This is a genomic window from Staphylococcus equorum, from assembly GCF_001747895.1.
GTDB classification, from domain to species: Bacteria; Bacillota; Bacilli; order Staphylococcales; family Staphylococcaceae; genus Staphylococcus; species Staphylococcus equorum_A.
The window spans coordinates 25371-48330 of record NZ_LNNB01000026.1 but is presented as its reverse complement, the minus strand read 5'-3'; the positions used below and the strand labels follow the sequence as shown (position 1 = coordinate 48330).

The following is a 22960-nucleotide window of genomic DNA, read 5'->3' as shown; positions in this document are numbered from 1 at the left end:
ATTTCATAAAAAAACGGGAGCAGGAGAGAAATCAAAATTTGATTTCATCTTCCTGCCCCCATAATGATTAAATCATTACTATTTAATTGTTCCTAGTTCTTTGCCTACTTTTTCATACGCAGCTAATGCCTGATTTAACATTTCTTTCGTATGTGCAGCTGTTGGCATGTTACGCACACGTCCTGTGCCTTTTGGAACCGTTGGGAAGACAATTGACTTCACATAGATGCCTTCGTCTTTCAAACGGCTACTGAACGCTTGTGTTTCTTTCTCATCACCAATAATAACCGGTGTGATTGGTGTTTCAGAGTTACCAATATTAAATCCAAGTTCTTTTAATCCAGCTTTTAAATAATTACCATTATCCCAAAGTTTATCGTGTAATTCTGTAGATGCCATTAATTTTTTCACTGATTCAGTGATTGCTTTCGTATCTCCAGGCGCTAATGATGTTGAGAATAAGAATGGTCTTGATTGCACTTTTAACCAATCAATTAATGATTGTGTACCAGCTACATAACCACCTACAACACCAATCGCTTTTGATAACGTGCCCATTTGGAAATCAATTCTATCTTGTAAGCCAAAATGTTTTACTGTGCCGGCACCTTTACCCATCACGCCTGAACCATGCGCGTCATCAACATAAGTAATTAAGCCAAATTCTTCAGCGATTTCAACGATTTCTGGCAGTTTCGCAACATCGCCGTCCATACTGAATACACCATCAGTAATGTACATAACTTTATTATATTGACCTGACTCTACTGCTTCTTTTGCTTTTGCACGTAAGTCTTCCATATCTGAGTGGTTTACTCGAATAATTTTCGCTTTAGATAAACGACAGCCATCTATAATAGATGCATGATTTAGTTCATCTGAAAGTATCGCATCATGTTTATTCATAACAGCAGAAATTGCTGCCATATTACAGTTGAAACCTGATTGATATGCGACTGCTGCTTCTGTTCCTTTAAATTCAGCTAATTTTGCTTCTAATTCATCATGTAAATCTAATGTACCATTAATCGAACGTACTGCACCTGCACCAACGCCATGTGTATCAATTGCATCTTTCGCAGCTTGTTTCAAATCTTCATCTGTTGCTAGTCCTAAATAATTATTTGAAGATAAGTTAACGTAATGCTTTCCCTTGATCTGAATTTCAGGCCCATTCGCACCTTCAATTGTATCAATTTCATTGTATAACCCGTTATCTTTTAAATACTGAATATTTTCATCTAAAAAGCCATGTAGTGATTGTACCACTGCAAGTCCCCCTTTGGATTGTCTTTGTGTTTAAGTTAATCATAACCTATTTTTAAAATACATGGAAGTAGAATAACAATTATAAAGAAAGCGTTTTCTACAATTAGATTTGTACGTTAATAATTGGTGGTACAGTTAAGTTATTTTAAATGGTATACTGGATAAAAATGACTAAGGAAGAAGGGTTGAAGTTGTTTGATTGGTTTCAACTAGCGCAAGAAAAAGAAAGTAAAATGATACAAGTACGTCGGTACTTACATCAATATCCCGAATTATCGTTCGAAGAGTACCATACTCATGATTATATTCAAAATCAATTGAGTCAATTGTCATGTGAAATACGTACACCCGTAGGTCGCAATGGTATCGTTGCGACTTTTAAAGGTCGTGGCGATGGGCCTACAGTAGCATTACGTGCAGACTTTGATGCACTACCTATAGATGAGCTTACAGAAGTGGATTATAAATCTAAAAATCCAGGTGCTATGCACGCATGTGGTCATGATGGGCACACGGCGACTTTATTAGGTGTTGCAGAAATTATAGAGCAACATCTACAATTTTTAAATGGTGACGTGGTACTCATCTTCCAATATGGCGAAGAAGTAATGCCAGGTGGCTCTCAAGAAATGATAGACGATGGTTGTTTACAAGACGTAGACAAAATATACGCTAACCATTTATGGAGCGGTTATCCTACAGGTACGATTTATTCCCGTGCTGGTGCAATGATGGCTTCACCAGATGAATTTAATATTACAATTCAAGGTAAAGGTGGACATGGTGCTAAACCACACGAAACCATTGATCCTGTAGTAATCATGGCTGAATTTATTATGAGTGCACAAAAAATCGTTTCAAGAACCATTGATCCCGTCAAACAGGCAGTGATAAGTTTTGGTATGGTCCAAGCAGGATCTGCAGATAATATCATTCCTGACACTGCATTTTGTAAAGGCACTGTACGTACATTCGATACAGAAGTTCAAACTCATGTCATGACTAAAATGGATAAACTCTTACAAGGACTCGCTGTGGCAAACGACATCACATACACAATGGATTACATTAAGGGCTATCTACCTGTCCATAACAATCCAAATAGCTATGAAGTTGTTAAAAAAGCAGCAAACGATATTAACTTAAGATTCAACGAGTCAGAATTAATGATGATTGGTGAAGACTTCTCTCATTACTTAAAAGTCCGTCCAGGCGCTTTATTTCTGACTGGTTGTGGTAATCCAGAAAAAGATACAACACACCCACATCACAGTCCAAACTTCAATATTGATGAAAAAGCAATGAAATACACCGTTAGCCAATTCCTCAAAATTCTAGAACTCGAAAATGTGATTGTTAGCACTACTTAGTAACTCTGTTACTTTAGTAGTGCTTATGCATGAGCTTGAGCTCAGGTGTTCCTAAACTAGTAACTCTGTTACTTTCGTAGTGCATATGTGATCCACTACAACACACATGCGTTTTATTTTATATAAACTTTTTAAAATATAATAATTTCTCTAATATAATCAATGGTTTAATAGAAAATATCAATAATAAAATTATGATATTTTGCGTATTTTTATCTTACTAACCTCAGGGCTTTATGCTACTCCAATCAAAAAACTGTGTTATTTCTTTTTGACAAAGAGCAAAAAAGACAGCTATGTAATAGCTGTCTTTTTTTCAGTTTTTATATATTATTAATCTCGTCTTTTGTTTCTAGTTTGTAAAACTCTCTTAAGGCGTCCATTTCTAAATCGCGTATTATTAACGCCCCTACTATCATTACTGATATCACTGTTATTAACTTCTTCATAATTAGCCACTTTTAACATTTTTTTCCCGCCTAACAAATAATTCAAAATCATTAATTGTTCGGGGACACTATTAGGAGAAACATCCGGATGATTCTTAATATTATCATCTTTTAAATTGACAAGTTTAATTAAATTTTCGTCTAGTCTAGTCGCTTCGTTGTAATATAATGGAACGTTTTCGCTACAAATAGCTACTTTGGAAAAAGAATTTGATTTTTTCACAAATGTATTGATATCCGGTACTAAATCTTCTTTTCTTAATCCTTTTAATAAGCGACGATCATTCCCATATAGTTCCCCACCTATGTTAACAATTGGATCTACAGCTAATGTTTTATAATCTAACTTTGTACCGTGATAGATAGCTCCTGCTCCACCTCTTGAAACACCGTAAAAGACAACATTTTCTTTTAGTACACCCAACTCTTTTACAACTTTTTCGATTGCTCCCTTTAGCTCTTTCTCATAGCTAGGGTAATTCACCGTATTTATATAGTGTGAACCGTGCGAAACATTTGTGTCCATAATTCTCATTGTATGCACATTTTTTAGTAAACTCCTATCTAAATCTTCGAAGAAAGAAGGTAACATCCTATGAGGTAACTTAGCGCTATCATATAACTTAGCTCCAGGCATTTTAGCAAATATAACTATTAATTTCTTCACAGTTTTAGGATTAATTTTACGACCGCTAGGTTCATTAATTTTATATAGGACACTTTTATATTTATTAAAATTATGTTCTTTAGTAAAAAGTTTATAAGCATATCCCCGTTTGCAAAATCTTGAAATCGAATCTTTATGCAAATATAGTAGATAATCATTTTTTAATAACTCTTTATACATTTGTTTTACATCAGAATCTTTTCTAGAAATTTCTAATAAATTCTTATCACTACTGGTGTTTATAAATATTTTTTCTTGACCGAGGAAGTTTATATCCTCGTATAAATTGAATACGCTCATAGTGTCCTCCGTTGAGTTTTACTTTATGCTATCTATGAATTCATATAATAATTTATTCGTTATATTTAAACGATCATTTTTATACTTTTCTGGGATATCATAACTTTGAAATACTGAGCTTTTTATTTTTTTAGCAAGACTAACTTCGTCTTTCGATACCAACGGCAAGAAGTCTTGATACATATCATGGTAGACTCCACGCACTAAATCAAAATCCGGAAAGTCTTTTATTAAAAAGTAAAACGATTTTTTAATGTGAATTGCATCGAAGAATATAGATGAGTAATCAGTTACTATAACATCTGAACTTATAATCAACTCTTGTATATTGGTACTATTATTTACTGTAACAACATTTTTTATACCCAAATTCCACGAGGGTTGGCTATCCATTGAATGTGCTTTGTTTATAATTACGTAGTCGTTTCCTAAGTTACTTAGTAATTTATTAAAGTCAGCCATATACTTTTTCTTCTTATTGCTTTCATTAATTTTATAATTATAGTCTCGCCAAGTAGGTGCGTATAATATAACTTTTTTATCTAGTGGTATATTATTCTTGATTTTTATTTCGTTAATCAACTTATCATTATCTTTATTTTCGATTAACCATTGATTCCTCGGATATCCCGAATTTAATATCTTACTTTCATCTATATCAAATGATGATTGAAACTTTTCTTTTGCTGCTTTAGAATCTGATAGCAGATAATCCCAACGCGCTATGTCCTTCTTCTGTTGAACTTTGTGGTTAGGATTCAGCGACACCATCTTAATTTCGTTCGTATCAAATAACATTTTTTTGAACGGCGTACCATGCCACAACTGTATCCAAATTTGCCCCTCTTTTTTTCTAAAAGCGAGTGGAATCCAAGATTCTCCAATAATAACATTTGAAGTATACAAAGTATCAAAAAACTCTTTACTTCTTGGTATTATTCTGTACTCTTCTGGTACGTTAATATCAAAAGTTGCTATTTTTAAGAAGTCACTAGTGTACTTGTCTTTAAGGTATTCAAATAAATATTTTGAGTTACCTGTGAATGAGTAATCAAATCCTAACATTAGGATAGACTTTCTTTTTATTTCTTTACTCATATAACTTTTTATTTCTTTTTGCTTGCTCTTAGATCTTTTTGAGTGTACTTTCCTTCTAGCATTATAAATTAAAGGTTTTAAATAAAAATTATTATTCAAGCTATTTTTGACTTTTTGTAATTTTAATTTCTTTTCTATTTCTCTACTTTGGTAAAAGTTTAATTTATTTTCTTTATGAAGTCGGTAAATCTTTTTTATTTTTTTTACTTCTGTATTTTTTATAATATCTTTATTAAACACATAATCATAAAATGGTATGATTTTATTTGGAGTTGCCGTATTCGGAGAATATTTATTTATAATTTGCATACTACTTCGAATAAACTCATCTCTTATTTTCTTATCATTTGGTAATCTTCTTTCTCCATATAACATAGTTCTATAAATAAAATATTTATTAACATGATAAGGTGTAAATTCATGTCTATATCCATGATGTAATTCCTTTGAAGCGTCTTCTATTGCTGCTAAAAATGAGTCTCTATGCTTTAAACTATCCGAATCAGTCTTAGTTGTGGATTCATTATGAACTCTTACTTTGTATAAAATATTAGAAATCACAGGAATTCTATTCGCATTTAAAACACTTCGAACATAAAAAACCAAATCTTCGTATATATAGCCTTCTCCGTATCGGATATTATGTTTATCCAAAAATTCTTTTTTATACATCTTATTTACAGTAAAATATGTTGAACAAGTTAGTAACATTTCACAAGTTTCACGATACAACACTTTTTTATTAAGATATTTTTCTTTATTTACGTAGATTGTTTTTCCACTTTCCGGATAGTAGTATGCCCACTCAAATATCACGAAGTCATTCTCCGAAGTACCTTTTAAACGTTCATATGCTATTTTCAATGCTTCATTAGTAAGTAAGTCATCAGAATCTAAGAAAATAATTGCTTCTCCAGTTGCTACATCGATTCCGTAATTACGTCTAGCACCTTGCCCCTTATTCACTCCATCATCAAACATTTTATAAGTAATATTATCTTTTATAGATGTCTCTATAAATTCCTTTATTTGAGTAACAGAATTATCCTCCGAACCATCATTAATTAATATAACTTCAATTTTTCCATTAAATAACTGTTTTTCAATGGATTTCAAAGTTTCTTTAATATGCTTTCCAGCATTAAATACAGGTATTATAATACTAACATCATTGACATTCATCAACATTTTCCTACCTTTCAAATTTATTTCATTTAGACTTTTGGCGTTTTTTACTATTTATTCTTTTAAACAGTCTTAACACTAAGGGTGGGTTTTTAACCGATATGACTTCGTTTAACCTATAATCAACTATTAGTACATCACAACCAAAAAATAACTGTTTCAAGGAAACTTTAGCTTTATATGTATTTCCACTAAAATCGTTGAATTGTTTTTCTAAAATGGCGAAGAGTCTTTGATTATATAATGTGGCTTTCTCACACTTCTTACGCTTGCTAAAAATATAAATATCCGAGTCATTAGGTATTCCAAACGCATGTGGAGAAAAAGAGAATAACATCTCTCTTTTTGAAAAATCATAACCTTGTATATATAAACTGATTTTATCTAAATGCTTATAATAAGGAAATGGCTTATCTTTTAAGTAATACAAATAATTTTTATACCTGTTAGGGACATTTAATTTGTCTATAACAGTAACAGAAATGTACTCAAACATTTCTTTAGCATTTGAAATAAATTCTAAATCTTTCAATAAGAAGCCAAAGTTAATCTTTGGTTGATTATGTTCTCTTGCATATTCTAAAAAGTGGTTTGCTAAAAGAAATTGAATGTACTCTATATTTTTTTCATATTTCTCTATAGAGTGCCTTATTAATTGAAAATAATTAGACTTAATTTGATGTGTATAACGTTTCGGGGAATTCCATGCAGTGTTGCTTAATGAGAAACTGTCATTTCTATTGTAAAAATAAGTGGTTTTTTTTATCAAACCATAAAATTGTTTTTCTAAAAAGATAGAATTAATCATTTTTGCATCTTCCCAATAGTTTATAGTTTCATCAAAACGGTATAAGTCGTTATTGAATAACTCTTTTCTAAAAACAACTCCACCAATATGATAGTGAATACTTTGAGTGTCCTTAATTATATCTACAACTTCGTTTGAAGAATCAAATTTATAATTCAAATTATTACTTCTTCTTTTTCCATTTTCTACTATTGTTATAGGAGTGACCGCTATGTCTATAGCACTATGCTTTTCAAAATAATTCATAACATGCTCAAAGAATTTTTCTCCTAGATAATCAGAGTCGTCAACAAAAGTCACAAATTTAGTTCGTTCACTTAAACATTCAAGAGCAGTATTTCTAGCAGAACTCACACCTTCGTTTAATTGATTGATTATCTTGATTTGTGCATTGTCCCTAACACTATCAAGAATATCTTTTGTACTGTCTGTACTACCATCATTTACAATAATTATTTCATCTTCAAGATACGGCAATTTAGTTAATATATTTTCTAAAGTATCACTTATTGTTTTCTCACTATTGTGAACAGGTACAATAACTGAAAACATTTTCTCGCCTCCCTATTTAGTTGTAAAACGCTACAAAAGTTATAGAAAGCTCCCTAACTTCTCTACAACTTTTTACACCAGTGAATTAATTCTCTGATTAGAGATCACTTTCATATTTTGATATCCCAATGGTACATCTTACTGAAACAAGTAGATACTAGATCTGAACAGTCTAGGAATTTATTTATTTTCATTGAATTATATTCAACTATTAAAACCTTAGAAACAATACTACTTTTGATAAATAAAAACCACCTCAATAATTTGAGATGGCTTTATACTTTCATTTAATTTAATAACCAAACATTCTATTATCTACTAAATAAATTTATCATAATTTATATACAAAATGAATTATATATAACTCAATTTTAATTAATTTAACACTCCTAATTCGACTCATTTTTTCCCGATTATATTTAAGTATTCGTTCCAAATTTTAACTGTAAAAATATCAACAATACATTAATAATAAAACACTCAAATATAATCAATAATCCAATAAAAACCACCATAATAATATTAAATTTATCAAAAGAATATCGTTTGGCTATAGAAATTATGATAATTCACGTAATCGTATCTTAAATTACTTCACGACTTTATGCTTCTCCAATCAAAAAAGTTGTATCAATCTTCTTTGACAAATAGGATATATAAAAAAAGAGCCTCCATAAAGGAGGCTCCTAAAATCTCTACCAAAGATAGAAATTATTTATTATTTAATAATTGAAGTTACAACGCCTGATCCAACAGTACGTCCACCTTCACGGATAGAGAAACGAGTACCATCTTCGATAGCGATTGGTGAAATCAATTCAACTTGCATTTCAACGTTATCGCCAGGCATAACCATTTCAGTACCTTCTGGTAAAGTAACAACACCTGTTACGTCAGTAGTACGGAAATAGAATTGCGGACGGTAGTTAGTGAAGAATGGAGTATGACGTCCACCTTCTTCTTTTGATAAAACATAAACGTCTGCTTTGAAGTTAGTATGCGGTGTAATAGTACCAGGTGCAGCTAAAACTTGTCCACGAGAGATGTCATCACGTGATACACCACGTAATAAAGCACCAATGTTGTCGCCAGCTTCAGCGTAGTCTAGTAATTTACGGAACATTTCAACACCTGTAACAGTTGTTTTAGTTGATTCCTCTTGCATACCGATGATTTCAATTTCAGCGCCGACTTTGATTTGACCACGTTCAACACGGCCTGTAGCAACAGTACCACGACCAGTGATTGAGAATACGTCCTCAACTGGCATCATGAATGGTTTGTCAGAATCACGTTCTGGTGTTGGGATAAATTCATCAACAGCGTCCATTAATTCTAAAATTTTGTTTTCATATTCTTCAACGCCTTCAAGCGCTTTTAATGCTGAACCAGCGATTACAGGAACATCGTCGCCAGGGAAGTCATATTCGCTTAATAAGTCACGAACTTCCATTTCAACTAATTCTAATAATTCTTCATCGTCAACCATGTCAACTTTGTTTAAGAATACAACTAATGCTGGAACACCAACGTTACGTGATAACAAGATATGTTCACGAGTTTGAGGCATTGGACCATCAGCAGCAGATACTACTAAGATACCGCCGTCCATTTGAGCAGCACCAGTGATCATGTTTTTCACATAGTCAGCGTGACCTGGGCAGTCAACGTGAGCATAGTGACGAGTTTCAGTTTGGTACTCAATGTGAGAAGTATTAATAGTAATACCACGTTCTTTTTCTTCTGGAGCATTATCAATCATGTCATATGATTGAGCTACAGCGTCACCATTTTTTGCTAATACAGTTGCAATTGCAGCTGTTAAAGTAGTTTTACCATGGTCAACGTGTCCGATAGTACCAATATTGGCATGGGTTTTTGAGCGGTCGAATTTTTCTTTAGCCATTATAAAATCTCTCCTATTCGTTAGAAAATTAATTTTTAAAATTTATCTCTCATGACAGTTACTCACTGTCACGAGAAGAATATTTGTTACTTGTAATAAAGGACTATATAGTACCTTTATAATGCATTTCAGCTAAAAAATCAATTGATAAAACTGTAAGCTACATAATTAAGCTTTACATGTAATTAACAGATAGACTGTTATCTTACAAAATAAATTTAATTACTCTGCTGAATTACCACTGTTTTTCTTGATAATTCCTTCAGCAACTGATTTTGGAACTTCTGCATAGTGGTCAAAGTACATAGTATACGTACCACGACCTTGAGTGTTAGAACGTAATGACGTTGCATAACCGAACATTTCTGAAAGTGGTACAAAAGCGTTAACAACTTGTGCATTACCACGAGGTTCCATACCATCAACACGTCCACGACGAGATGTTACGTCACCCATGATGTCACCCATGTACTCTTCAGGCATTTCGATTGTTACTTTCATCATTGGTTCTAAGATAACTGGATCACATTTTTTAGCAGCTTCTTTAAGCGCTAATGATGCAGCAATTTTGAAGGCCATTTCTGATGAATCGACATCATGATATGAACCGTCATATAATTTAGCTTTAACATCAATTAAAGGATAACCAGCTAATACACCGTTTTCCATTGAATCTTTAAGTCCTGCTTCAACTGATGGAATGTATTCACGAGGAACTACACCACCAACGATAGCGTTTTCGAATTCAAAACCGCCACCAGTTTCGTTAGGCGCGAATTCAATCTTAACGTCACCATATTGACCACGACCACCAGATTGACGAGCGAATTTACCTTGAACTTGAGCTGATTGCTTAAATGTTTCACGGTATGAAACCATTGGAGCACCAACGTTACATTCAACGTTAAATTCTTTCTTCATACGGTCTACTAAGATATCTAAGTGAAGTTCACCCATACCACCAATGATAACTTGTCCAGTTTCATCGTCTGTGTGTGCATGGAATGTTGGATCTTCTTCTTGTAACTTAACTAAAGCTGTAGTCATCTTGTCTTGGTCAGCTTTAGATTTTGGTTCAACAGATAAGTGAATAACAGGTTCTGGGAAATCCATAGATTCCAAGATAATGTCATTCTTCTCACCACATAAAGTATCACCAGTAGCAGTATCTTTAAGACCTACCGCAGCAGCGATATCTCCTGAGTATACTGTGTTAAGCTCTTGACGAGAGTTAGCGTGCATTTGTAGTAAACGACCTACACGTTCACGTTTACCTTTCGTAGAGTTCTTAACGTATGAACCAGATGAAAGATGTCCTGAATAAACACGGAAGAATGTTAACTTACCAACATAAGGGTCAGTCATTACTTTGAACGCTAAAGCAGCGAACTCAGCATCGTCATCAGCTTTTGCGATAACTTCTTCTTCTGGCTCATCAGCACGGTGTCCAACAATTGGTTTAACGTCTAATGGTGATGGTAGGTAATCAATTACTGCGTCAAGCAATAACTGAACACCTTTGTTTTTGAACGCTGTACCAACAAGAACTGGATAAAATTCAATATCATTAGTTGCTTGGCGGATAGCATCTTTTAATTCAGCGACACTGATTGCTTCGTCAGCTAAATATTTTTCCATTAATTCATCATTACTTTCAGCTACTGCTTCAATTAATGCTGAACGAGCTTCGTCAGCTCTTTCTTTATGATCCTCAGGAATTTCAATTTCGTCAATTTCAGTTCCTTCGTTATTGTTATATTTGAAACATTTCATTTCAACTAAGTCAATGATTGCTTCAAATTGATCTTCAGCACCAATTGGTAATTGAATTGGTTGTGCATTAGCTTGTAAACGGTCATGAATAGTGCTAACTGCATATTCAAAGTTAGCTCCCATTTTGTCCATTTTGTTTACGAAGACAATACGAGGTACACTATAGTTTGTTGCTTGACGCCAAACTGTTTCAGTTTGCGGCTCAACACCTGATTGTGCATCAAGTACTGTTACTGCGCCATCAAGTACACGTAATGAACGTTCAACTTCAACAGTGAAGTCTACGTGTCCTGGTGTATCGATGATATTTACACGGTGATCATCCCATTCTGCTGTTGTTGCGGCAGAAGTGATTGTGATACCACGATCTTGTTCCTGTTCCATCCAGTCCATTTGTGAAGCTCCTTCATGAGTTTCACCAATTTTGTGGATACGTCCAGTATAGTAAAGAATACGTTCTGTCGTAGTTGTTTTACCAGCATCGATGTGAGCCATGATACCGATATTACGAGTTCTGTCTAAACTAAAATCTCTAGCCATGTATTTTTCTCCTTCCAGTATAACTGCGAATAAATACTATAAATATGGCGATGCCCTAAGCACACGCCTTAGATAGTAAACTATCAATGTGGAACATGCTCAGGGATAAAGCTACTATCCTACCAACGATAGTGAGCGAAGGCTTTGTTAGCTTCAGCCATTTTGTGAGTGTCTTCACGTTTCTTAACTGCGCCACCTGTATTGTTGGCTGCATCTAAGATTTCGTTAGCTAAACGCTCTTCCATAGTTTTTTCACCACGGTGACGCGAATAATTAACTAACCAACGAAGTCCTAAAGTCGTACGACGTTCTGGACGAACTTCAACTGGTACTTGATAGTTAGAACCACCTACACGGCGAGCTTTAACTTCTAATACTGGCATGATGTTGTCGATAGCTTCATCGAAAACTTCAACAGCTTCACGACCACTACGTTCTTGAACTAAGTCGAAAGCAGAATAAAGAATTCTTTGAGCTGTCCCACGTTTACCATCTAACATGATTTTGTTGATTAATTTTGTAACTAATTTTGAATTGTGGATTGGATCCGGTAATACGTCTCTTTTTGGTACTGATCCTTTACGAGGCATAATGTAAATCCTCCCTTCCTATTATAGTATAATTTTTAAATTTATAGCGGAAATTTACGCAATCTTAAACTTATTTTTTAGGTTTTTTAGCTCCGTATTTTGAACGACTCTTTCTACGTCCATCTACGCCTGAAGTATCAAGCGCACCACGTACAACGTGATAACGTACACCAGGTAAATCTTTTACACGTCCACCACGTACAAGTACAACACTGTGTTCTTGTAAGTTATGTCCGATACCAGGGATATACGCATTAATTTCGATACTGTTTGACAAACGTACACGGGCATATTTACGTAACGCGGAGTTAGGTTTTTTAGGAGCCATAGTACCTACACGAGTACAAACACCACGTTTTTGTGGAGAGTTTAAACTAGTGTATTTTTTCTTTTTGCTGTTAAAGTTTCTGTTCAAAGCTGGTGAACCGTATGTTTTCGATTTGCTTTGTCTAGGTTTGCGTACCAATTGATTAATAGTTGGCATTGAATGTTTCCTCCTCTCATCATTTATAATCCCACACATCCAGGTGGTTCATTTCAAGGGCAAATAAAATTTAGTAAGAATAATTCTTACTAATCTCATTTTAATAACGCAACAATTGTTGCATTAACGTTAATACCTACATATTCTCCTAAAGCTTGTTTGCTTTTGAAAAATGAAACAGGTATCTGTTTATGATTGATTTGACTTAACACGCGAGTCAGTAAATAAACTTCAACGTCTTCAGCAATAATCAATGATGTAACTTGGTTCTTATCCAAAGCCTTAAGCGTTTGTTTAAGTCCAATAACATGATGTTGTTTGTTAAAGCGTGCAACTTTTTCATTAGACATTAAAATATCCTCCAAAGTTCTGCTTGCATCAACCTTAATAATAATAACATCTTAGATACTGTTGAGTCAACTTTAAATACGATAAATTCTTCAAAAAACATAAAAAACAAGTGATCGAAATATAATATCTCGATCACCTTGTTTATTCAGTAAAAAGAATTACATCTTAGTTGTCTCTGATTCTTCTGTAACTTCTTTATTTGGTGCAACTGTGTCGTATTTAACATCTCTGTAACGTCTCATACCAGTACCAGCTGGAATTAATTTACCGATGATAACATTCTCTTTAAGACCAAGTAAGTTATCACGTTTACCTTTAATTGCAGCATCTGTAAGTACACGTGTTGTTTCTTGGAACGAAGCTGCTGATAAGAAGCTTTCTGTTTCAAGAGACGCTTTCGTAATACCTAGTAAGACTGGTTTAGCTGTTGCTGGACGTTTACGTTCTTTAAATGCGTCACGGTTTGCATCAGTAAAGCTATGAATATCTACTAATGAACCTGGAAGTAACTTAGTATCTCCAGCTTCGATAATGCGTACTTTACGTAGCATTTGTCTAACCATAACTTCAACGTGTTTATCATCAATTTCCACACCTTGCATACGGTAAACTTTTTGAACTTCTTTTAATAGATAGCTTTCTGTTGCATTTAAACCTGATACAGATAAGTAGTTCTTAGGCTCGATTGAACCTTCAGTTAGAACTTCACCACGTTCAACGCTTTGGCCAACTTCAACTTTCAATCTTGAAGTACCTGAAGCTAAATATGATTTAGATTCGTTAGCACCTTTAATAACGATTTCTTGTTGACGGTCTTTCGCAATCTTGATGTCATCAACGACACCTTCGATTTCTGTAATCACGGCTTGACCTTTAGGATTACGTGCTTCGAAGATCTCTTGAATACGTGGAAGACCTTGCGTGATATCACTACCTGCTACACCACCTGTATGGAATGTACGCATTGTAAGCTGTGTACCTGGTTCACCAATTGATTGTGCAGCAATTGTACCAACTGCTTCACCAACTTCAACTTTTTCACCAGTAGCAAGGTTTTTACCGTAACATTTTTCACAAACACCATGACGTGTATTACATGTAAATGCTGAACGTATATACATTGATTCAATACCAGCGTCTGTAATTTGTTTAGCAACGTCTGCAGTTACTAATTGATCTGGTTGTACAATTACTTCATCAGTCTCTGGATGACGGACGGTTTCTTTAGAATAACGTCCTTCAATACGTTCGATGAATGGTTCGATCATTTCTGTACCTTCTTTGATATCAGAAACAAGTAGACCACGGTCAGTGCCACAATCTTCATCACGAACAATAACATCTTGAGCAACGTCAACAAGACGACGAGTAAGGTAACCTGAATCGGCTGTTTTAAGTGCTGTATCGGCAAGACCTTTACGCGCACCATGGGTAGAGATAAAGTACTCTAATACAGTTAAACCTTCACGGAATGACGAAGTGATTGGTAATTCAATAATCTTACCTGATGGTGCAGCCATAAGTCCACGCATACCTGCTAACTGTGTAAAGTTAGATGCGTTACCACGGGCACCAGAGTCACTCATCATAAAGATTGGGTTTGTTTTATCAAGTGAGCCCATTAATTTTTTCTGAATTTGGTCTTTTGCGTCAGTCCAAATTTCAACAACTGCGTTATAACGTTCAAATTCAGTGATTAAACCACGGTTAAATTGTTTAGTAATTCTCTCAACTAATTTTTCGTGTTCATCTAAAATTTCTTGCTTATCTGGTAATACTACGATATCAGATACACCAACAGTGATACCTGCTTTAGTTGAAAACTTGAATCCTAAGTCTTTCATTCTGTCTAACATCATAGACGTATCTGTGATGCTGAAACGATTGAAGACCTCTGCAATAATATTTCCTAAGAAATTCTTATTGAATGGTTCAATTAATTCTTGATTATCGAAGTATTCTTTTAATCCGCCTTCTCCTAATTCAGTAGCAGATATGAAATATCTAGCTGGTGTTTTATTTTCTAAATTAGTTTGTGTTGGTTCGTTAATATATGCAAATGAATCTGGAATGATTTCATTGAATATAACTTTACCAACTGAAGTTAACAAGATTTTTTGGTTTTGTTCTTCAGTAAATGTTGGATTATTAAATGAATTAGCATGCACACCAATACGTGAATGTAAGTGTACGTAGCCATTCGCATAAGCTTTTAATACTTCATTTGTATCATTGAAAATCGCACCAGTATTCACTGATTCTTTACGCTCTAAAGTTAAGTAATAGTTACCTAGCACCATATCTTGTGAAGGTGTTACAACTGGTTTACCATCTTTAGGGTTTAAGATATTTTGTGCTGCAAGCATTAACATACGTGCTTCTGCTTGAGCTTCTTTAGATAATGGTACGTGAACAGCCATTTGGTCACCATCAAAGTCAGCGTTGTAAGCTGTTGTAGCAAGTGGATGTAGACGAATTGCACGACCTTCAACTAATGTAGGTTCAAATGCTTGAATACCTAATCTGTGAAGTGTTGGTGCACGGTTTAAAAGTACTGGGTGTTCTTTGATAACATCTTCCAATACGTCCCAAACTTCATCATCCATGCGTTCAATCTTACTTTTCGCATTTTTAATGTTTGTAGCAATTTCACGTTGAACTAATTCTTTCATGATGAAAGGTTTGAACAATTCTAATGCCATCTCTTTAGGTAGTCCACATTGGTACATTTTCAAGCTAGGTCCAACTGCAATAACTGAACGACCTGAATAGTCAACACGCTTACCTAATAAGTTTTGACGGAAACGTCCTTGTTTACCTTTTAACATATGAGAAAGAGATTTTAATGGGCGGTTACCTGGTCCAGTAACTGGACGGCCACGACGACCATTATCGATAAGTGCATCAACAGCTTCTTGTAACATACGTTTTTCGTTTTGGACGATGATGCCTGGAGCACCTAAGTCTAATAAACGTTTCAAACGGTTGTTACGGTTGATAACACGACGATACAAATCATTAAGATCACTTGTAGCAAAACGTCCACCATCTAATTGAACCATTGGTCTGATTTCTGGTGGGATAATTGGAAGTACGTCTAACACCATCCATGCTGGATTATTACCAGAATGTCTGAATGATTCAACTACTTCTAAACGTTTAATTGCACGTGTAAGTCTTTGACCTGTTGCTGATTCTAACTCATCTCTTAGTTGTTTGAGTTCACCGTCTAAGTCGATTTCTTGTAGTAATTCTTTGATACCTTCAGCACCCATTTTGGCGTTGAATTTACCTGGGAATTTATCATAGTAATCTCTGAATTCTGCTTCAGATAATAATGTCTTTTGCTCTAAACCAGTTGGACCTGGATTAACAACAACATAAGAAGCGAAGTAAATAACTTCTTCTAACGCTCTTGGTGACATATCTAATAAAAGACCCATACGACTTGGAATACCTTTGAAGTACCAAATGTGTGATACAGGCGCAGCTAATTCAATATGGCCCATTCTTTCACGGCGCACTTTTGACTTAGTTACTTCTACTCCACATCTGTCACAAACCATACCTTTATAACGTACACGTTTGTATTTACCACAACTACATTCCCAGTCTTTCGAAGGTCCAAATATTCTCTCACAGAATAGACCATCTTTTTCTGGTTTTAAAGTACGATAGTTAATTGTTTCTGGCTTTTTAACCTCACCAAAAGACCATGAACGGATTTTTTCGGGTGAAGCAAGTCCTATTTTCATATAATGGAAATTATTTACATCAATCAAGGAGCCTACCTCCTTCAATTTAGATTAGCTGTGCAAATTGATTGATTGCTCTATATCAATAATGGAATAACCAAGATTAAGGCAAATACAAACATGTATTGTACCTTAACTTGGTGTATTCTTTTATAAACTTAAATGCAATTAGTCTGTAATTTCTTTCTGTGATTGTGGCGCTTCTTTTTGTTGAAGATCCACTTTACGTTCAACGACATCATCATCTTCAGTGTCTTGCATGTCAATTTCATTGTCATGCTCGTCCATAATCTTAACGTCTAACCCTAAACTTTGTAATTCTTTCATCAATACTCTGAATGATTCAGGAACACCTGGTTTAGTGATGTTTTCACCTTTAACAATAGCTTCATATGTTTTCACACGACCTACTGTATCATCGGATTTGTAAGTTAAGATTTCTTGAAGTGTATATGCAGCACCGTATGCTTCAAGTGCCCATACTTCCATCTCACCGAAACGTTGTCCACCAAATTGTGCTTTACCACCAAGTGGTTGTTGCGTAACAAGTGAGTAAGGTCCAGTTGAACGTGCGTGTAATTTATCGTCAACCATGTGAGCAAGTTTCAGCATGTACATTACACCAACTGAAATTCTGTTATCAAATGGTTCACCTGTACGTCCGTCATATAATACCGTCTTACCGTCACGAGCCATACCAGCTTCTTCAATTGTTGACCATACATCGTCATCACTCGCACCATCAAATACTGGTGAAGCAACGTGAATACCTAAGTTTTTAGCAGCCATACCTAAGTGTAGCTCTAATACTTGTCCGATATTCATACGTGATGGAACACCAAGTGGGTTCAACATGATATCGATTGGCGTACCGTCTGGTAAATAAGGCATATCTTCTTCAGGAACAAGTTTAGAAATTACACCCTTGTTACCATGACGACCACACATTTTGTCACCAACGTGTATTTTACGTTTTTGAACGATATAAACACGAACTAATTGGTTAACACCTGGAGATAATGTGTCGTCTCCTTCTTCACGGTTAAAGACTTTAACATCTAGAACAATACCACCTGCACCATGAGGTACGCGTAATGATGTATCGCGAACTTCACGTGCTTTTTCACCGAAGATTGCATGTAGTAAACGTTCTTCTGCAGTTAATTCTGTTACACCTTTAGGCGTTACTTTACCGACTAAGATGTCGCCATCATTAACTTCAGCACCTACGTATACAATACCGCGGTCATCTAAGTTTTTAAGTGCACTATCTGAAACGTTAGGAATATCACGAGTGATTTCTTCAGGTCCTAGTTTTGTATCACGTGCTTCAGATTCATACTCTTCAATATGAATAGAAGTGTATACGTCATCTTTAACTAGACGTTCACTCATGATTACAGCATCCTCGTAGTTATAACCGTCCCAAGTCATGAAACCTACAACTAAGTTTCTACCTAATGCCATTTCACCAAGTTCCATTGAAGGACCGTCAGCTAAAATTTCGCCTTTAGCCACTACATCGCCAGTAGCAATGATAGGTCTTTGGTTATAACATGTACCAGTATTTGAACGTTTAAATTTTGATAATGGATAGCGATCTAATTCGCCTTCATATTCTTGACCATCTTCTTCAATAAGTCGACGAACAAGAATTTCATTAGATTCAACGTGTTCAACACGGCCTTTGTTTTTAGCAACAATTGCTGCACCAGAGTCACGTGCTGCCACGTGCTCCATACCAGTACCTACAAATGGTGATTCAGGATTCATCAATGGCACTGCTTGACGTTGCATGTTTGCACCCATCAATGCACGGTTAGAGTCATCATTTTCTAAGAAAGGAATACATGCTGTCGCAGCAGAAACAACTTGCTTAGGTGAAACATCCATGTAATCCATTTTTTCTTTAGCCATAACTGTGTTATTACCACGGAAACGACAAACAACTTCGTCTTCTACGAAACGACCATTTTCATCTAATACAGAGTTTGCTTGAGCTACTACATAGCTATCTTCTTCGTCAGCAGTTAAGTAGTCAATTTGATCTGTGATTGAATGTGTTTCAAGATCTACTTTACGGTAAGGTGTTTCAATGAAACCAAATTCATTCACACGCGCGTAACTAGAAAGTGAGTTGATAAGTCCGATATTCGGACCCTCTGGTGTTTCGATTGGACACATACGACCATAGTGAGAATAGTGAACGTCACGTACTTCCATTTGAGCACGTTCACGTGTTAAACCGCCGGGTCCTAATGCTGATAAACGACGTTTATGTGTTAACTCAGCTAATGGATTGGCTTGGTCCATGAATTGTGATAATTGAGAACTACCAAAGAATTCTTTAATAGATGCAATAACAGGACGAATATTGATTAGTTGTTGAGGCGTAACAGAATCAGTGTCTTGGATAGACATTCTCTCACGTACAACACGTTCCATTCTTGATAAACCAATACGGAATTGATTTTGTAATAGTTCCCCTACTGAACGTAGACGACGATTACCTAAATGGTCAATATCATCTGTAAAGCCAATACCACTTAATAAGTTAAAGAAGTATGACATTGATGCAATAATATCTGCTGGTGTAATGCATTTCACTTCTGAATCAGGGAAAGCATTACCAATCACTGTAGTTGTACGTCCTTCTTCATCGTTCGGAACGTAAACTTTGATTGATTGAATCTCAACAGGTTCATCAATAACAGTACCTTCTAATTCAAAGACTTCACTATTTGCATTTGCTTCTAGTACATCCATAACTTCATCTAAATTACGACGATCTAAGACTGTACCTTCTTCAGCTACAATTTCACCTGTTTCAGTATTAACAATTGGTTCAGCTAATTTCTGATTGAATAAACGGTGTTTCAAATGAAGTTTTTTATTCGCTTTGTAACGACCTACACTAGCTAAGTCATAACGTTTCGGATCAAAGAAACGAGAATATAATAAGCTCTTAGCATTTTCAACTGTAGGCGGTTCGCCAGGGCGTAAGCGCTCATAAATTTCTAATAATGCTTGATCAGTATTTTCAGTACCATCTTTTTCTAAAGTATTACGTAGGTACTCGTTTTCACCTAAAAGATCAACGATTTCTTGATCAGTTGAGAAACCTAAAGCACGTAATAATACTGTTAATGGTAATTTTCTTGTTCTATCAATACGTACATAAACAACATCTTTCGCATCAGTTTCATATTCTAACCATGCACCACGGTTAGGAATAATTGTTGCATCGAAGTTTGTACGACCATTTTTATCTAGTTTTTCATTGAAGTATACGGATGGTGAACGAACTAATTGTGAAACGATTACACGTTCAGCACCATTTATTACGAATGTACCTGTATCTGTCATTAATGGGAAATCGCCCATAAATACTTCTTGCTCTTTCACTTCGCCAGTTTCTTTGATGATTAGACGTACTTTTACACGTAGAGGTGCAGAATACGTTGTATCACGGTTTTTTGATTCTTCTAAATCATATTTCGGTTCTCCGAGTCTATAATCTACAAACTCTAAAGAAAGATTGCCTGTGAAATCTTCAATCGGAGAAATGTCTCTAAACATTTCTAATAAACCTTCTTCTAAGAACCACTCGTAAGACTCAGTCTGAATCTCAATTAAATTCGGTAATTCTAATACCTCTGAAATTCTCGCATAGTTTCTACGTTTACGATGTCTTCCATATTGGACAAATTGACCTGCCAAACAGATTCACCCCTCAAAAATTGCGTGTTTACTTTTACTAAATGAGCCAATATAATGAGATAAAAAGAAAACGGTAGCATACCAAATGACACCATTTTCCATTTTACCTCATATACATTGTTCATTTACACGTAAAAGTACACACTTATTGAACATAAATTTTTACATTCTATTACTATATCAGATTGATACTTTTAAATCAAGCTTTCGTGCTTCTTAAAATGTAGTAACCTTTGTCTTTTGCTAAGACTTCTACATTGTTAAAAGTGTCTTCCATTTTTTGCTTTGCTGATGGCATGCCCTGCTTTTTTTGAATTACGACATAAAGCGCGCCACCTTGTTTTAATACCTTATATGCGTCTTCTAAAATGCTGTGAACGACTTTTTTCCCTGCTCTAATCGGTGGATTAGTCAGCATAAAATCATAAGCGTCAGCGTCTACCTGTGATAAACCATCACTTTCTTTGATTTCCACATTGTCTATACGGTTCTTTTTTCTGTTTTTTCTTGATAATGATAGTGCACGTTGATTAACATCAACCATCGTCACTTCATGATGCGGGGAAGTTTTTGCAATCATTAAACCGATAGGGCCATAACCACAACCAACATCCAAGATGCGTTTAGTAGGACCAGGAGGATATGCTTTCAAAAAAGTTTTTACTAATAAATCGGAACCAAAGTCAATCTTTCCTTTTGAAAAGACGCCCGAATCCGTTACTAGCTCTAATTTACAGTTATCGTAGGAGTACGTAAAAAGCAACTCATCACTTTCTACTTCAGGATTTTCATCATAATAATGACTCATGACTACACCTCTTTAATCTAATTATTCTTAGATTAATACTATACCCATTTCATACATCACATCGTGGTCTAGCCACAGTGCAAACCATAGATATAGATCAAATAAGATAAAACCCCGTTATACTAATAACGGGGTTTTCATTTCTCAAAGATTTCAGATAAAATACATTTCACTTAAAATCAGCGTACCGAAGTAGCGATGTATTAAGCTGCTTGTATCATCTTCAATATATAATTATTAACTGTTAGACAGCAAAAATTATTTGATTTCTACTGTAGCGCCAGCTTCTTCTAAAGTTGCTTTAAGTTCTTCAGCGTCTTCTTTAGCTAGTCCTTCTTTGATTACTTTAGGAGCATCGTCAACTAAACCTTTAGCGTCTTTTAATCCAAGACCAGTTGCTTCTTTAACTGCTTTAACAACTTTGATTTTAGATGATCCAGCTGAAGTTAATTCAACGTTGAATTCAGTTTGTTCAGCTTCAGCGTCGCCGCCACCTGCTGCGCCTGCTGCTGCTACTGGAGCTGCTGCAGTTACACCAAATTCTTCTTCAATTGCTTTTACTAAGTCGTTTAATTCTAAAACTGACATTTCTTTGATTGCTTCAATGATTTGTTCTTGATTAGCCATTTTAATATTCCTCCATTAATTGTTATTAGTTTATGCGCAATTATTCAGCGCTTTCTTCTTTTCCTTCTTTTTCTTCTCCAATTGCTTTAACCGCATAAGCGAAGTTGCGTACTGGAGCTTGTAATACTGATAAAAGCATAGAAACAAGACCGTCGTGTGATGGTAATGTACCAACAGTGTTAACTTGTTCTGCTGAGATAACATTGCCTTCCATAACACCTGTTTTAACTTCTAATGCTTTATGTTCTTTAGCGAATCCCGCGATAACTTTCGCTGGAGCAACTACATCTTCAGTTGAAGTTGCGATTGCAGTAGGACCTACTAAGAATTCATTTAAACCGTCAATACCAGCTTGTTCAGCTGCACGGCGAACCATAGTGTTTTTGTAAACTTTATACTCAACACCAGCTTCACGTAATTGCGAACGTAATTCAGTTACTTCAGCAACGCTTAGACCACGATAGTCAACGATAACTGTAGATACTGAGTTTTTAAGTTGTTCTGCAATGATATCAACTTGTTGTTGTTTTGCATCGATGATAGCAGACATTTAGACACCTCCATAGATTTAGTTTGGTGCTTTTTATCTTGAGCCACTGTCCTTACAAACATTACTCAATAAAAAAAGCACTTTCTACCCGTGGCAAAAAGTGCTTGAAAGATCTAAATTCTTCACGTTCAAGTCAATTTTAGCCTCGGCAGGATATA

Annotated in this window: 15 protein-coding genes, 1 pseudogene and 1 other annotated feature (1 of these 17 running past the window's edge); of the genes and pseudogenes, 2 read left to right on the top strand and 14 right to left on the bottom strand. The window is 35.1% G+C overall.

The features are described from left to right. Positions 1-78 precede the first annotated feature (78 nt). On the bottom strand, positions 79-1269 hold the full coding sequence (locus tag AST02_RS10590; protein WP_069817731.1) for a glycine C-acetyltransferase: 1191 nt from the start codon (positions 1267-1269) through the stop codon (positions 79-81). A gap of 191 nt (positions 1270-1460) precedes the next feature. Between AST02_RS10590 and AST02_RS10585 the strand changes: the two genes are divergently transcribed. Then, positions 1461-2639 carry a M20 family metallopeptidase gene (locus AST02_RS10585; protein WP_069817765.1) on the top strand — a complete coding sequence of 393 codons (1179 nt, stop codon included), beginning with the start codon at positions 1461-1463 and terminating at the stop codon, positions 2637-2639. A 333-nt stretch (positions 2640-2972) separates the two neighbouring features. On the opposite strand, the gene AST02_RS10580 is transcribed toward AST02_RS10585, so the two are convergent. The 3 genes from AST02_RS10580 to AST02_RS10570 are packed head-to-tail and all read right to left on the bottom strand — an operon-like array spanning position 2973 to position 7698. Beyond that, on the bottom strand, positions 2973-4055 hold the full coding sequence (locus AST02_RS10580) for an accessory Sec system protein Asp2 (protein ID WP_069817730.1): 1083 nt from the start codon (positions 4053-4055) through the stop codon (positions 2973-2975). An 18-nt stretch (positions 4056-4073) separates the two neighbouring features. Further along, positions 4074-6335, bottom strand: a complete 2262-nt coding sequence (locus AST02_RS10575) for a bifunctional glycosyltransferase/CDP-glycerol:glycerophosphate glycerophosphotransferase (RefSeq protein ID WP_069817729.1) — start codon at positions 6333-6335, stop codon at positions 4074-4076. 28 nt (positions 6336-6363) lie between these two features. Next, positions 6364-7698: a glycosyltransferase family 2 protein gene (locus AST02_RS10570; RefSeq protein WP_069817728.1), complete on the bottom strand. Its 1335-nt coding sequence runs from the start codon at positions 7696-7698 to the stop codon at positions 6364-6366. A 453-nt stretch (positions 7699-8151) separates the two neighbouring features. On the opposite strand from AST02_RS10570, the pseudogene AST02_RS14620 reads away from it, so the two are divergent. Beyond that, positions 8152-8349, top strand: a pseudogene (locus AST02_RS14620) (hypothetical protein); the annotation flags it as partial. Between the two features lie 67 nt (positions 8350-8416). On the opposite strand, the gene tuf reads toward AST02_RS14620, so the two are convergent. The 10 genes from tuf to rplJ form a co-directional block, all read right to left on the bottom strand. Then, positions 8417-9604 (bottom strand): elongation factor Tu, encoded by a 1188-nt coding sequence (gene tuf / locus AST02_RS10565; protein WP_069817727.1) that lies wholly within the window; start codon positions 9602-9604, stop codon positions 8417-8419. Positions 9605-9826: 222 nt separating this feature from the next. Beyond that, positions 9827-11917: an elongation factor G gene (gene fusA / locus AST02_RS10560; protein WP_069817726.1), complete on the bottom strand. Its 2091-nt coding sequence runs from the start codon at positions 11915-11917 to the stop codon at positions 9827-9829. 119 nt (positions 11918-12036) lie between these two features. After that, positions 12037-12507: a 30S ribosomal protein S7 gene (rpsG, locus tag AST02_RS10555; RefSeq protein WP_002508565.1), complete on the bottom strand. Its 471-nt coding sequence runs from the start codon at positions 12505-12507 to the stop codon at positions 12037-12039. A gap of 70 nt (positions 12508-12577) precedes the next feature. Continuing rightward, positions 12578-12991, bottom strand: a complete 414-nt coding sequence (gene rpsL / locus AST02_RS10550; protein ID WP_002508566.1) for a 30S ribosomal protein S12 — start codon at positions 12989-12991, stop codon at positions 12578-12580. A gap of 95 nt (positions 12992-13086) precedes the next feature. Next, positions 13087-13341 (bottom strand): ribosomal L7Ae/L30e/S12e/Gadd45 family protein, encoded by a 255-nt coding sequence (locus AST02_RS10545; protein ID WP_069817725.1) that lies wholly within the window; start codon positions 13339-13341, stop codon positions 13087-13089. Between the two features lie 159 nt (positions 13342-13500). Beyond that, complete coding sequence (gene rpoC / locus AST02_RS10540) at positions 13501-17097, bottom strand: DNA-directed RNA polymerase subunit beta' (RefSeq protein ID WP_176721570.1); 3597 nt, start codon at positions 17095-17097, stop codon at positions 13501-13503. 168 nt (positions 17098-17265) lie between these two features. Further along, a complete protein-coding gene (gene rpoB / locus AST02_RS10535; RefSeq protein ID WP_069817723.1) occupies positions 17266-20817 on the bottom strand; it encodes a DNA-directed RNA polymerase subunit beta in 3552 nt (1183 codons plus the stop codon). Between the two features lie 199 nt (positions 20818-21016). Further along, positions 21017-21625 (bottom strand): class I SAM-dependent methyltransferase, encoded by a 609-nt coding sequence (locus tag AST02_RS10530; RefSeq protein WP_069817722.1) that lies wholly within the window; start codon positions 21623-21625, stop codon positions 21017-21019. Between the two features lie 258 nt (positions 21626-21883). Continuing rightward, positions 21884-22252: a 50S ribosomal protein L7/L12 gene (gene rplL, locus AST02_RS10525; protein WP_002508571.1), complete on the bottom strand. Its 369-nt coding sequence runs from the start codon at positions 22250-22252 to the stop codon at positions 21884-21886. A gap of 40 nt (positions 22253-22292) precedes the next feature. Further along, positions 22293-22802: a 50S ribosomal protein L10 gene (rplJ, locus tag AST02_RS10520; RefSeq protein WP_057511705.1), complete on the bottom strand. Its 510-nt coding sequence runs from the start codon at positions 22800-22802 to the stop codon at positions 22293-22295. Positions 22803-22864: 62 nt separating this feature from the next. Then, positions 22865-22960 (bottom strand) — a sequence feature (ribosomal protein L10 leader region) (it continues 52 nt past the right edge of the window).